Annotated in this window: 13 protein-coding genes and 2 tRNA genes; 6 read left to right on the top strand and 9 right to left on the bottom strand. The window is 66.7% G+C overall.

What is annotated here, in order from left to right; all coding sequences use genetic code 11:
- Positions 1–188: 188 nt before the first annotated feature.
- The 7 genes from BLQ75_RS15810 to BLQ75_RS15775 all read right to left on the bottom strand — a co-directional run bounded on the left by BLQ75_RS15810 (position 189) and on the right by BLQ75_RS15775 (position 6,076).
- Positions 189–261: transfer RNA gene (locus BLQ75_RS15810), tRNA-Ala, on the bottom strand.
- Between the two features lie 143 nt (positions 262–404).
- The gene (locus BLQ75_RS15805) at positions 405–971 is read right to left on the bottom strand and encodes a DUF305 domain-containing protein (RefSeq protein ID WP_092603064.1); all 567 of its coding nucleotides are present in this window, start codon (positions 969–971) and stop codon (positions 405–407) included.
- Between the two features lie 66 nt (positions 972–1,037).
- Entirely contained in the window at positions 1,038–2,420 is a 1,383-nt protein-coding gene (locus BLQ75_RS15800) for an LVIVD repeat-containing protein (protein ID WP_092603062.1), read from the bottom strand.
- A gap of 725 nt (positions 2,421–3,145) precedes the next feature.
- Positions 3,146–3,218: transfer RNA gene (locus tag BLQ75_RS15790), tRNA-Ala, on the bottom strand.
- A 291-nt stretch (positions 3,219–3,509) separates the two neighbouring features.
- Complete coding sequence (locus tag BLQ75_RS15785; RefSeq protein ID WP_170837523.1) at positions 3,510–3,731, bottom strand: DUF6158 family protein; 222 nt, start codon at positions 3,729–3,731, stop codon at positions 3,510–3,512.
- 77 nt (positions 3,732–3,808) lie between these two features.
- Positions 3,809–5,110 (bottom strand): MFS transporter, encoded by a 1,302-nt coding sequence (locus tag BLQ75_RS15780; protein WP_092603056.1) that lies wholly within the window; start codon positions 5,108–5,110, stop codon positions 3,809–3,811.
- Between the two features lie 117 nt (positions 5,111–5,227).
- Positions 5,228–6,076 carry a GNAT family N-acetyltransferase gene (locus BLQ75_RS15775; protein ID WP_092603280.1) on the bottom strand — a complete coding sequence of 283 codons (849 nt, stop codon included), beginning with the start codon at positions 6,074–6,076 and terminating at the stop codon, positions 5,228–5,230.
- Between the two features lie 274 nt (positions 6,077–6,350).
- Between BLQ75_RS15775 and BLQ75_RS15770 the strand changes: the two genes are divergently transcribed.
- Positions 6,351–6,719, top strand: a complete 369-nt coding sequence (locus tag BLQ75_RS15770; protein ID WP_211481403.1) for a peptidase inhibitor family I36 protein — start codon at positions 6,351–6,353, stop codon at positions 6,717–6,719.
- Between the two features lie 4 nt (positions 6,720–6,723).
- Positions 6,724–7,620 (top strand): hypothetical protein, encoded by an 897-nt coding sequence (locus tag BLQ75_RS15765; RefSeq protein ID WP_139183001.1) that lies wholly within the window; start codon positions 6,724–6,726, stop codon positions 7,618–7,620.
- Between the two features lie 273 nt (positions 7,621–7,893).
- Here BLQ75_RS15765 and BLQ75_RS15760 read toward each other — a convergent pair whose 3' ends face one another.
- Both BLQ75_RS15760 and BLQ75_RS15755 read right to left on the bottom strand, forming a co-directional pair.
- Positions 7,894–8,676 carry a hypothetical protein gene (locus BLQ75_RS15760; protein WP_139183000.1) on the bottom strand — a complete coding sequence of 261 codons (783 nt, stop codon included), beginning with the start codon at positions 8,674–8,676 and terminating at the stop codon, positions 7,894–7,896.
- A gap of 99 nt (positions 8,677–8,775) precedes the next feature.
- Positions 8,776–9,474: a hypothetical protein gene (locus tag BLQ75_RS15755; RefSeq protein WP_139182999.1), complete on the bottom strand. Its 699-nt coding sequence runs from the start codon at positions 9,472–9,474 to the stop codon at positions 8,776–8,778.
- 675 nt (positions 9,475–10,149) lie between these two features.
- Between BLQ75_RS15755 and BLQ75_RS15750 the strand changes: the two genes are divergently transcribed.
- Genes BLQ75_RS15750 through BLQ75_RS15735 form a run of 4 tightly spaced genes read left to right on the top strand, consistent with a single transcriptional unit; the run spans position 10,150 to position 12,837 of the window.
- A complete protein-coding gene (locus BLQ75_RS15750; RefSeq protein WP_170837522.1) occupies positions 10,150–10,896 on the top strand; it encodes an energy-coupling factor ABC transporter permease in 747 nt (248 codons plus the stop codon).
- Complete coding sequence (locus tag BLQ75_RS15745) at positions 10,893–11,303, top strand: PDGLE domain-containing protein (RefSeq protein ID WP_092603046.1); 411 nt, start codon at positions 10,893–10,895, stop codon at positions 11,301–11,303. The genes BLQ75_RS15750 and BLQ75_RS15745 overlap by 4 nt, the downstream gene beginning before the upstream one ends.
- A complete protein-coding gene (gene cbiQ / locus BLQ75_RS15740; RefSeq protein WP_092603044.1) occupies positions 11,300–12,064 on the top strand; it encodes a cobalt ECF transporter T component CbiQ in 765 nt (254 codons plus the stop codon). Before BLQ75_RS15745 ends, cbiQ begins: the two co-directional genes overlap by 4 nt.
- Positions 12,061–12,837 (top strand): energy-coupling factor ABC transporter ATP-binding protein, encoded by a 777-nt coding sequence (locus BLQ75_RS15735; RefSeq protein ID WP_092603276.1) that lies wholly within the window; start codon positions 12,061–12,063, stop codon positions 12,835–12,837. The genes cbiQ and BLQ75_RS15735 overlap by 4 nt, the downstream gene beginning before the upstream one ends.
- The last annotated feature ends 78 nt before the right edge of the window (positions 12,838–12,915 follow it).

Genomic DNA, 12,915 nt, shown 5'->3' with positions numbered 1-12,915 from the left:
CACGCAGCGGCGGGCACGCCTTCACGGCCGCGCCGTGAAGGCGTGCCCGCCGCTGTGCGGTGAGCACGCTTCTTCGAAGATTCAGCCGACTCGAACCCCGCACCGAAGCGGTTCACGCGAGAGGCGAAGCCATGCACGAAAAGCCCCGCGCCTCGACCGAATCGAAGCGCGGGGCCGTCCGAACCCGGTGGAGCTGACGGGACTCGAACCCGTGACCCCCTGACTGCCAGTCAGGTGCGCTACCAACTGCGCCACAGCCCCGTTCCACTCCGGAACGGATGTTCAGCTCGTACCACTGCCCATCCCTCGGGGGTATACGATACACGGCCCGCACACGAGCCGTTCGGCCCCCTCCCACGCGGATGCCCGGGCCGCCGGTGACGGCTCGGCACGACGCGCTCACGTCACACGGATCGGCGCATGTCGCGCATGATCACGATCTGGGCCTTCTGGGTGGACATCATGTCCTGGCACATCTGGTTCAGCTCCCGATCACTGCCGTTGAGGATCACGTCCCGCAACATCACGACCGCACCTTCGTGGTGCGGGATCATCAGGTCCAGGAACATCCGGTCGAACTCGGCTCCGGACAGCTTCGCCAACCGGTCCATCTCCTCCCGGGTAGCCATGCCCATCCGCTCGAGCATCTCGGGATCGGCGAGCACGTCCTGGTAAGCGCTCTCCGGATCGGTCACCGGCAGGCCGTTGCGCTCCTGCCAGCCCCGCATCATCCGGATCTCCAGGCTCTGCTCGATGCTGATGCGCTCGGCCAGTGACTTCAGCTCGGGATCAGCCGCGCGGTCCGGGGCCAGTTCGGACATGACGATCGCCTGGTGGTGGTGCGGAATCATCATGCGGGTGAACTCGGCGTCGACATCGTTGTAGTCCCGGTCGGCCGCACTCGCGGTCCCCGCTCCGAGCAGCCCCACCAGCAGCAGCACCAGCAGCGGGGAGAGTTTCCGCAGGAACATCGCGCCTGCTCCCTTCCGAACACCCGCGCCGGGCCCGGTGACGACCGGCCCCGGTGGCAGGACGGATCACTCGGGGTAGGAGTACTGCGTCTGCGGGTTGAGGACGTCCAACCGGAGCTGCCCGGCCTGGCCCATGCCGGGGCCGGTCACCTTCATGACGTCCAGGCCACGCGTGATGTCGCTGGAGTAGACGTAACCGTTGTAGTAGTAGGCCGACCAGGAACCGCCGAAGGTCAGGTCGTTCTCGTCGATCGGACCACGATCGAAGTAGCCGATCTCCTTCGGCGCCGTGGTGTCGGTGAAGTCGAAGATCGACACGCCGCCCTGGTACCAGGACTGTACGTAGACGTCGCGGCCCGGAACCGGGATCAGGTTTCCGTTGTGCGCCACGCAGTTCTCGGTGTCGGTCTGGTCGCGCGGGATCTTGTAGTAGCTCTGGAACTCGAGCTCGCGGTCGTCCCCGCTGCCGGTGATGTCGTAGATCGCGTTCGCGCCGTGCTTGGGACCGACATCGTCGTTGCACGTCGGCGCACCGCCACCACCGAGCTCATCGGTGAACAGGACGCTCCTGCCGTCGTTGGTGAACGTCGCCGAGTGGTAGAACGCGAAGTTCGGGTCCGCCACCGAGGTGATCACCCGCGGCTCGACGCGGTCGGAGATGTCCAGCAGCGCGCCGTCGCCCATGCAGGCACCACCGGCGAGGTCGTGCTCCGGGTAGACCGTGATGTCGTGGCAGCCCGCGGTGCCCGCCGCGCCGCCGTCGGGGAACAGCACCGGCTCGGCGACCACCTTCGCGTCGGTCGGGCTACCGGCCGGGACGTTGATGACCGAGATCGAGTCGTGCGGCGGTTGGCAGTTCGGGAACGCCGGGTCCGGGTTGTACGACGAGACGTAGAGGAACAGGTCGTCGGTGTTCTTGCCCGGGACCACGGTGTGGGTGTGCGAACCGCAGCTGGTCCTGATGCCCTTGACGTAGCGCGGGTTCGCCTTGTCGCTGATGTCGAAGACCCGCATTCCCTCCCAGGAGCTCGGGTCTTCGTAGGAGCCCTGCTCGCTCCGGCAGGTGTCGTCGGTGCGCGCGTAGTCCACCGACAGGAACAGCAGGCTGCCGTCCGGGCTCACCGACACGTCACCCTGCCCACCCGGGCAGTGCACCTGGGTGACCGTCCTCGGCTTGTGCGGCTTGGAGATGTCGTAGACGGTGAAACCGTCGTAGCTGCCCTGAAAGGCGTAGTTTCGGTAGAACGCCAGATCGGTGTGGTTAGACTCCCGCAGCGGACCCTGGCGCGGCACGTTGGTCACCGGATGGACGTTGTCGCTGTGCCGCACGTCGTCACCCGGTGGCTGGGCGGCGGTGGGCGGCGCGATCAGCGCCAGTCCGGTGACGGCAACGGCCAAGCCGAGCGCGAGCGGCCCTCGGGATCGCCGTCGGCCACGAGACTTCAGCATCCGGTCAACCTCCCTGAAATCCCGACTCGGGACTCGACGGGTGAGCTGGAAAACCCCGAGTCTTTCCGACGAAGGTCATTACACGGCGGAATGGTTCCGGTCAGCGCGTGATCGAATATTCAAGCATCGCACAGCAGACACCACGACCGCATGCCGCGACGCTCGCCGCGCCGGCTGGGGCACCGAATCGGACGGCAGAGACTTACTCGACTCTCAAACGTATTCCATGGGGAGAGCGGGCGCCAGCTGACGAGGCCGACGGCCGGGGAATCGTGGGGGATGTCGGTGCGGCAACGCGCTCGGCCGATCGCCCGCGACGCGACCGAGCCGGAACTTCCGGCGATTCCCCCGAACCGCGACGAAGACACCGCCGTAGGGCCACTGGAGCGTCGCTCCGTTGCGGGTGAGGAGAGCGACAGGAACGGATGGGACCGACCGGAGGGCCGAGCACGCTCGGCACGAGAAGCGGTGATGCGGTCCGCGACGGTCCGGCCGACCCCCGGGCCTCCGCACGGCGGCTCGGCGTGGAACCGCACTCGGTCGACGAGGAACTCGAGCCCTTCGAAGGGCTCGACTCACCGCATCCCTGTCCGTATACCGCCAGCGCCGCTCCCCGCTTCGTGCGCGGAACTACCCGCGCGGGAAACACCGGCAAGGACATCGACCACCGACACGAAAAACCCCGCGCCTCGACCGAATCGAAGCGCGGGGTCGTCCGAACCCGGTGGAGCTGACGGGACTCGAACCCGTGACCCCCTGACTGCCAGTCAGGTGCGCTACCAACTGCGCCACAGCCCCTTGTTCGGTTCTCCAGGACGACGGTTCAGGTTCTCTTTTCCGTTCCCGCCTTCCGCTGTGACACTACTTTACAACAGGGCGTCCCCGCTGCCGCACAGGGGGGCCACCCGGCCGATCACTATCGGTCGCATCGCCGTGCCCACCCGGTTCGCCATCAGGCGACCTCGAAAGCCCCGGTGACACACGACGCCGCGACACGAGCGCGGCGTCACGCCCCACGAAAGCGTCGGCGGTGACGCAAGACACAGGTCTCCGCCTGCTCGACGGCCCGCGCCATCGCCGCAGGCACGCTCAGCCCGCTCTGGCCCCCTCACGGGTACGCCTGGGATCGACCTCGCGCTCGGGGTGCCTGCGCAGGTACTCCTGCTCCAACTCGAAAGTCCTGCGGGTGTGCTCCTCCAGTGCGTCCGAGGAACCGTGCAGGAACGTCTCGTTGCGCGTCTCGTGCAGGTGGCGCAACTCCCGCCGCAGGTCGACCTCGGACAGCTCGGTCGCTTCCACTCCGGTTTCCATCGACACGCACTCCCCTCGCCACCGGCTTTACCGAGGCCTACCCGGTCGGAAGCCGTGCAACACCCGGAACGGGCGATTCAGTCCGCCGCTCCCCGCTCCGCCGACTCGGCGGGTTCGGCCGACTCGGTTCGGTCCGACCGCGAACCCCGGCCGAGCGTCTCGGGCGAGAACAGCCACATCACCATCGCGACCAGCGCCACGAGCCCGGTGAGCAGGAACGCGGCACGGTAGGACAGCGCGCCCGCCAACGCACCGGCCAGCGGCGGTCCGACGATCGTGCCGACGTCGGCCGACATCTGGAAGGCGGCCAGTACCGGGCCTCCCTTGGCCTTCGGGCCGACGATGTCGGCCACGGCCGCGCTCTGGGCCGGAGTGAACAGCCCCATGCCGATCCCGCCCAGCAGTGAGGCCCCCAGCAGCCAGGGCACGGACTCGCTGAACCCGATCGCGGCGCTGCCCACCGCCGCGATCGTCAACCCGCTCAACAGCATCGGTCTGCGCCCGCGCGAGTCGGCCAACCTGCCGGCCGGGAGCAGCACAGCCGCGTTGCCCGCGGCGAACACCGACAGGGCGATACCGGTCATGGCATCGGGAAGCCCCAGGGCCTGGCTGATGAACAGCGGGATCAGCGCGATACGCACGCCCTGCGCGGTCCAGCCCTTGCTGAAGTTCGCCAGCAGCGAGGCGCGGTAGCTGGAGTCGCGCAGGGCGGTGGTGACCTTGAGGTCGGGGGCCGCCGCGTTCTGCTGGGGATCGGCCAGCGTGGAGTCGCGCAGCAGGAACCAACCGACGAACGCGGCGAGGTAGAGCGCGATTCCGTAGATCAGGAAGGGCAGCCGCAACGAGAACCCGATCAGCAGCCCGCCGAGCACCGGGCCCGAGATGCTGCCCAACAGGAAGCTGGTCGCCCACAGCCCGGAGGCCCTGGCCCGCAGATGGGCGGGGGCCAGCCGCACCAGCAGAGCGAGTGCCGAGACGGTGAACATGGTGGAACCGATGCCGCCGAGCCCGCGGAACACCAGCAGCTGCCAGTAGGACTGCGCGAAGGCGCAGGCCGTGGAGCTGATGCCGACGATGACGATGCCCAGCACGTAGTTCGGACGCTCGCCGAACGCCGAGACCAGCCTGCCGCTGGCCGGGGCGAAGACCAGCCGCATCAGCGCGAAGGCGCTGACGATGAACGCCGCCGCCGTCACGCCGACGTTGAAGCTGGTTGCGAAGGTTGGCAGGGCTGGCGAGACGATGCCCATCCCGATGGCGACGATGAAACCACCGCTGATCAGGACCCATATCTCGCGGGGAAGTTCGGCGAGGGTGCTCTTCCGGCCGCTGAGCTGATCGTTCGGGGTCTCGGCGGTGGTCGGCTGGGAATCCGGCACTGTGCCTCCTTCTCGTCCGCGAAGGCACAAGTCCGATTGAAGATGAAATATTCCCACATTCATCCGCGCGTGTCGGTGACGGCTCGCACTCCGCTCCCCGGCCACCGCCGGACGGGACTACTCCTCGAACCGCTCCTCGAGCCCCCTGGTGTAGGAAACCACCTCGTAGGCCACCCCGAAACCACAGCTCTCGGCGAAGCGCTGGACCGAACCACCGTCCTCGGCGTGCGTGGCCACCAGCACCGATCCCCGAGCCGCGGCCGATTCCACTCCCACGCGCAGCAGCTCCCTCCCTCTCCCCCGGTTCCGCCTGCCCGGGCGTACCGCGATGTGCTCGATCAGTCCCACGCCGCTCTCGGCGAAACCGAGCACGAACCCGGCCACCCGTTCGAGTTCGCCGTCCTCCAGCACGTGCAGGAAGCACCGCGGATCGTCCAACCGCTGTCCCAGGTAGCGCGGCAGGCGCCGTTCGGCTCCCGTCGAGAGGTCCAGTTCGTCGGCCAGCAGCTCCGCCACCGAGGGAAGGTCTCGTTCGGTGGCTTCCCGAACCGGATGCTCACCGGCACGTCCCGCCCACTCCCGCCCGGGGTCTGGGCGGTACAACAACGCGACGTTCTCGGCGACGGCGTGCCAGCCGGAATCGTCGGCGATCCCCTCGATGTCGGCCACCGTGGTCGGGGAGGCGTGCACCACGGCCTCGGGTCTGCCGGCCTCCGCGAACACGTTCTCCAGCCGGAACAGCGTGGTGGCCACCTCCGCCGAGGTGCCCCACAGTCCGCAGGCCAGGTTGCCGAGGCTCAGCGGGTTTCCCGCGTTGAGCACGACGTCGGCGACGCCGACCTTGCCGATGCGGCCTTCGCGCACCGCTCCGGAGGCCAGCTGGGCGCGTTCCACCAGCGCGGCCAGCTCACGGGCTTGCTCCGGCGCGAGCAGTTCTTCGTCGTCGGGATCGTGTAGCGGGTCCACACCCGTATTGTCTTCATCCTCCGCACGCTCGTCCTCGGCCACCCACGCCGGGAAGCCACGTTCGGGACGCAACGGATCCACCGAGGAGCAACGGATCTTCCCAAAAGAAGGAATGGATTCGACAATCAACGGAAACAGTATTACTGCGCACGTTCGACGTGGAGCACGCCGGAAGAAGTCACACCGCTGGTGGTACATCCGATTCCCGGAAATCGAATAATGTACCCCTCGGTCGCTCCGGGCGACAGGAAGAACAAAACAGAATGGAGATAAGGTGTCTTTCCGAAAGAAGGCGGCTTCGCTGGTCGGCGCCATCGCCATGACAGGGCTCGGAATGGCAGGATTCGCCGCTCCGGCATCGGCCGACCCCTGCCCATCCGGGGCGTTGTGCGCCTGGTACTCCAGCAACGTCAACGTCGGAGATCCGGGCACGGTTTACGGGGACAACTACAATCTGCTGCAGTACGACAAGTTCGACAATGCCGGCTCGATCTACAACAACGGGAACTCCTGCAACGTCGCGATCTACACCGGTCTGAACTACACCGGCACTGAGACCGTGGTCAAGCGCGACTACCAGTGGGAGAACCTGGGCAACACGGCTTACGCGGGCGGCGTGGCCTCGAACAACTGGTGCGTCTGATCCGATGCGCTCTCGGACCGGGGCGGGCGTTGCCGTGACGCTGCTGTTCGCGCTGGTCTTGGCCGGATGCTCAGGGGCATCCGGCCACCGGCCCGCAGTGCGGGTGGGCTATCCGTTCGACGGCGTGACACGGTTCAGCGAGGCGGAACGACGAGTGCTGCACGACGCTGAGGAACGGCTCGTGGCCGAGTGCATGAACAGCCGAGGATTCGACTACGAACCCTCCGAGCGCGGCGGCGAGGAGTCGGGGGCCGACAATCCGTACGGTCTGCTCACACCCGAGCGGGCGGCCGACGACGGATACGGCATGACCATGCGGGCGGTTCGGAACTCCTCCGTAGGGAAGGACGAAGCGAGGACGAAGCGGAGCGAATCCCCCGAACGCGACAGGGCACTCACGGGAACGGAGGAGAACAGGAAGACGATAACCACCGAGACCGGAACCGAATTGACCTTCGCGACGGACGGTTGTCTGCACGAGGCCCGCACGGAAGTGTACGGGAAATCATGGGACCGGGCGTTCTACACGATGCAGGACCTGTCGAACGAGGTGATTCGCGGCGTAACCGGTTCCGCGGAGTTCTCCGAGGCCCAGCGGCGCTGGTCCGAGTGCATGAGTTCGGCGGGACACGAGTACGAGACGCTGCAGGGGCCGTTGCGGACCATACGCGAGAAACTGGACGAGCAGGGACCCACCGAGGAAATCGCGGGGCTGGAGCTATCACTGGCCGAACAGGACGCCCGCTGCCAGCGTCGGGTCGAGTTGGCGGAAACGACTCGCGAAGTGCAGCGCGTCGAGGAGGAGAAAGCACTGGAGGGCCATCGTGCGCGGCTGAAGGAACTGCGGAGGCTGCGGAGGGCCGCGCTCAACAGCGCTCGATCGGTCATGGCGGACGAGTGACGGGAACGCGCGGTTCCCGATGTGCCGGGACGACCGGTATGCCGGTGTTGCCGTGGGGAGGCCGGTTTCCCGGCCCTGGTCGAAGTGATCGGTCTTGACCATCGCCACGAACGCCCGGCACCGCGACCCCGTGGTCGCGACGAGCCCGAGCGCACGATCCTCGCCGCTCCGAACCGCCGTGCTGTCGGCGATCCGGCGGACGGCGGGGACCGGCGCGACCGGAGGCGGCGGGCCCGGGGCGGACGAACCGTCCGCCCCGGGCCCGTCATTCATTCACCCCTTGTCGATGGCCAACCAGGCGTACTTCGAGTTGGCAGCACTGTCCATGTTGAAGAAAACATTCTGACCACCGTTGAAGAAGGTCGACGAGACCCTGTCGCCGGTGCTCGTCCGCAACTTCACCCGCAGTTCCTTGTTTTGACCGGTTTCATCATACTTCCCGCCGGCACTCGGCAACACCGCCACCTGGTTTATCATATCGAAGTCCGCGGGCTTGTTCATGACGTAAACATCGGCGTAATGGGTCAAACCTTTCTGATAGAATCTGGTGGCCTGGAACATACGCCTATCCGCAGCGACCGTAGCACACAAGTTCTCCGCGGGCGGCGTGAACCAGAACCGCGCGAAACGCTCGAAGTTCTTTTTCTCTCCGACCTTGATCTCCTCGTTCTTGATACCATCAAAATTCGTTGGCATCGCCACGCTTCCGAGTATGGCCTGAATCTTTCCGTGATTCGAGTTGATCGAGTTCGGAAAGTTCACATCCACAGAGTGGCTCTGGTCCGTGGCGAGGAAGTAAGCGCTGCCCGCTCCCCCTCGCCCCTGGGTGGTCCCGGGAACTTGCACGGACCTCGACCCAAACGTGCCCTGACGAACCGTGAGCACAGCGGTGTTGTCGTTCTGCGCCACGTTGTACAGCATGACCGCGTACAGCTGCCCGGAAGTCAACCCTTTGGCGGACAGCGATTCTCCCGGCTTAATCTCGATGAGCCTACCGTCGTTCCATTCTTTCTCATTACTGTTTTCCGTCATCGTATTTCCTCCTGATTCGATCACAACAACTCCTCGCCGCCACTCGAACCGGCGACGAGGCCGGACGTGCCACGGTTCCCGCGACACGACACGACTCATCCGCATGAGCGAGGAAGCTCCTGTTCAGCTTCCTCCGGATGAATCGGAAGTACTCGTTTTCGCCGGAATCCCGACCGACAAGGTCGCCCCCTTGGCGGCACCGTTCGCGTTCATCCAGACCACGCTTTGCCCGTTGAACCACTTTTCGGAGAAGGAATCCTCGTGCTTTTCGAGATCGAAGTTTCCCCTGGTCGACTTCGTGGCGTAGAGGTTCGGATCATCCCACCCGAGCACCACCAGCTTGCTGTTCGGCCGGTTGAATTTCATGACCACCGCCTGTGGCGACGATTCGTCTCTCTCGACCGTCGCCTCGTACCTCTCACCGGCCGGAACCATGCTGAACCTGGTCCTGTCCCAGAAAGAATCGGTGATGTACTGCCCGACCTGGAGGTCGTCGGTCTCGAATTCCCTGTCTTTTATTCCCGACCTGTCCAGCGGCATGGCCACACTACCCAGGAAGGCGGTCACCTTCTCGTTCGTGCCGACGCTGATGTAAGAGGTGTTGGTGACGAGCGCCAACGCGTAGTCAGGACCCCAGGATGCGGGGGGTATTCTGGCGATGACATCGCCGTCACCACTGCCGATGCCGACGTACGTGAACCAGCGATTCTCGTTCCCTCGCAGGAACACACCGTACAAATCGGTTTTCGACAGATCACGCGCCATGAGCGAATCGCTTTTATCCAGATCGATCAGCTCGCCGTCGTTCCAGTTGATCTCCACCATTACCTCCCCGCTAAACTCGTACTCGGTGCGCCCGATCCACATCCCCAAGCTAATTTCGGCGAAAGATCCACCACAACAGCACGAACGGACATGAACACCATCGTGCCCCCTACTGGGAAAAAAGTGTAAAGAATAGAATGCACACGATCAGCGGTACCCTCAGGGCGAACCGAAATGTACATTTCGAAACGCGAAACCGAAAAATAATCTCATTCTTCTGTCCACGTGGAATGGTCTTTTCGGGTGCCCAGCACGACCCGCTTCGGGACAATTTGCGCTCGGGCGGGGAAACGACCGGGTGCGGATCACCGAGGCCGAGCCACCGACCGACCGATGTCCCCGAGCACCTCCACGACCCGCTGTCCCGTGCTCGGGGGACACCCGCTGGGTGATGGCCACGAGCCGAGTGGGCGAGTCGGTGGCGGCCCCGCGCTCGGGTCCGAAACCACCAGCGGTGCACACCACCCGCGCCGCGGTCACGCCCCACCGACAGCGCCGGCCCGCCACGGTCGGTTTCGCGGCGACGCGGACGGAGCAGGGGCAAGACGGGGCGGAGCTGAGATCACGCCCTCGATACCGAACCACGATGTGGTCGTTGTTGCACAACTGTGGTCACAGCATCAGCAGTGCGTCTAGCCTGAGCGGGACATCAGCGCCCCCAGGGAGCATGCCGTGCACACCACTCCGCTCGCCCTGCATATGACGGACGGGTTGTTGAACGCGCCGACCGCGCTGCTCTTCGGAGCGATCGCGCTGGCGGGCATCGGGTTCTCGCTGGGCAGGGCCCGCGCCACACTGGACGACCGCACCGCCCCGATGGCCGGTCTGGTCGCGGCCTTCGTCTTCGCGGCCCAGATGATCAATTTCCCGGTGCTGCCCGGCGTCAGCGGCCACCTGCTGGGTGGCGCGCTGGTCGCGATCCTGGTCGGCCCGTGGGTGGGCACGCTGTGCGTGTCCATCGTGCTGGTGGTGCAGTCGCTGCTGTTCGCAGACGGCGGCTTGACGATGCTCGGTGCCAACATCACCAACATGGCGCTGATCGGCACCGCCGCGGGATACCTGGTGGCGGTGGCACTGCGCCCGCTCGCCAGGCGGGGCAGGACGGGACTGCTGATCACCGCCTTCCTGGCCGGAACGATCAACACCGTCATGGCCTCGACCGGTTTCCTGCTGGAGTACTGGATCGGCGGGACGGCCGGTTTCTCCGTGGCCCAGGCCGTGCTCCCCATGCTCGGCATCCACCTGCTGATCGGTGTCGGCGAGGGGATCATCACCGCCCTGACCGTCGGCGCGGTCGCGGCGGGCCGTCCCGATCTGATCCTGCTGCTGCGCGAGTCGCGACAGGGCGAGCGGACCCGCACGCGGGAGGACGAGAACCGGCGATCCCAGCAGCGAGGAACCGTGGAGGGCACGTCGTGAACGACACAGCACAACAGCGGGGCGGCAGAACCTTCTTCGTCTGGTTCGGTGTGGTGGCACTGTTCGTCGCCGCCGTGGTGTCCTACCTGGCCGATTCCTCGCCCGACGGGCTCGAAGCGGTCACCAGGCAGGGCTGCGAAACGGTGCCGACCTCGAACGGTGAGCGGCTCACCGGAGAGTGCATCGCGCGCAGCGGCACGGAACACGCCTTCGCCGGGAGCCCGTTGGCGGACTACACGGTGCTGGGCAACTCGGGGATGACCGGAGTGGCGGGAATCCTCGGCGTGCTCGTCACCCTGCTGCTGGCCGGTGGATTGTTCGCGCTGCTTCGCGAACCGAGCCGTCCCACCTCGGGCAGCTCGACCACCGCACCGGGTGATGACGACTCCTCCGGCACCCGGCGATGAGCTCTGTCTCAGAGAACGCACTCCACTTGCCGGGGGACAGCCCGCTGCACCGGCTCGCACCGCAGATCAAACTCGTCGCCGCGTTCGGCACCGTGCTCTGCGTCGTGGCGACGCCGCGCACCGCCTTCTGGGCGTTCGGCGGATTCGCGCTGCTGCTCGGCGTGCTGGCGGGCACGGCCCGGATTCCACCGGGCTGGCTGGCCCGGCGTCTGCTGATCGAACTGCCGTTCGTGGCGCTGGCGCTGGTGCTTCCGTTCGCGCTCGGTGGTGAACGCGCGGAGGTGGCCGGGCTCGCGCTGTCGGTTCCGGGACTGCTGGCGGGCTGGAACATCCTCGCCAAGGGCACGCTGGGCCTGTTCACCTCGTTGACGCTGGCCGCCACCACCTCGCCTCGGGAACTGCTGCTGGGTATGCAACGGTTGCGCACCCCGAGCACGCTGATCATGATCTCGTCGCTGATGCTGCGCTACGTCGGCGTCGCGGTCGGCGAGGCTGGGCGGATGCGGCTGGCACGCATCTCGCGCGGGGACGATCCCCGCTTCCTGTGGCAGGCCAACGCGACCGCCCGGAGCGTCGGCACCCTGTTCCTGCGGTGCTACGAACGCGGGGAGCGGGTGCACCTGGCGATGGTGGCGCGCGGGTGGTCCGGCGAACTGCCGGAACCGGGTAGAGGACGCCCAGGAGCACGGGACTGGCTGCTGGGACTGAGCCCGGCACTGGTGACAGCGGCGATCGCGGGAGTGGCACTGTGGACGAGGTGAGCGGACGCGAGGCGAACGGGGCGGCGCGGACGGACACCGGTACCGGGCCCGTGCTGGAGGTCTCCGGGCTCCGCCACACCTATCCGGACGGCACCGAAGCGCTGCACGGGGTCGGACTGCGCGTCGAGGAGGGGGAACGTGTCGCGCTGCTGGGACCGAACGGTGCGGGCAAGACCACGCTCACCCTGCACCTCAACGGGATCATCGCCGCGCAGCGCGGACACCTGGCGATCGACGGGCTGGAGGTCGCCGAGCCGAACCTGCGCGAGATCCGTCGCATGGTGGGGCTGGTGTTCCAGGACCCGGAGGACCAGCTGTTCATGCCCACCGTCCGCGAGGACGTGGCCTTCGGGCCGATCAACTTCGGCCTCCGGGGTGCCGAGCTGGACGAGCGTGTGCGGCGGGCGCTGGAAGCGGTGGGCATGACCGAGCACGCCGACCGGGGTCCACTGCGGCTGTCCGGCGGGCAGCGCAAGCGGGTGGCGCTGGCCACTGTGCTGGCCTGCGATCCCCGGTTGCTCGTGCTCGACGAGCCCTCGGCGGGGCTGGAGCCGGTGGCCCGGCGCGAGCTGGCGGAACTGCTGCTGGAGCTGAGCCCGACGATGCTGATGGTCACCCACGACCTGCCCTACGCGCTTCGGTTGTGTCCGCGCAGCGTGCTGCTCGACGGCGGCCGGGTCGTCGCCGACCGCCCCACCCCCGAGCTGCTGGCCGACACCGAGCTGCTCGCCGCGCACCGGCTGGAACTGCCCTACGGTTTCCGGCCGGACTGACCGGGAGCAGACAGCGCCTCGCACGCTCCGGCGGAATACCCACCTGACTTGAATATGTTTCGTAAAAATGGAGTGTCG

This window comes from Actinopolyspora xinjiangensis (assembly GCF_900104475.1).
GTDB classification, from domain to species: Bacteria; Actinomycetota; Actinomycetes; order Mycobacteriales; family Pseudonocardiaceae; genus Actinopolyspora; species Actinopolyspora xinjiangensis.
Note: the sequence above shows the minus strand (reverse complement) of the source record. Positions and strands in the feature narration are given on the sequence as shown.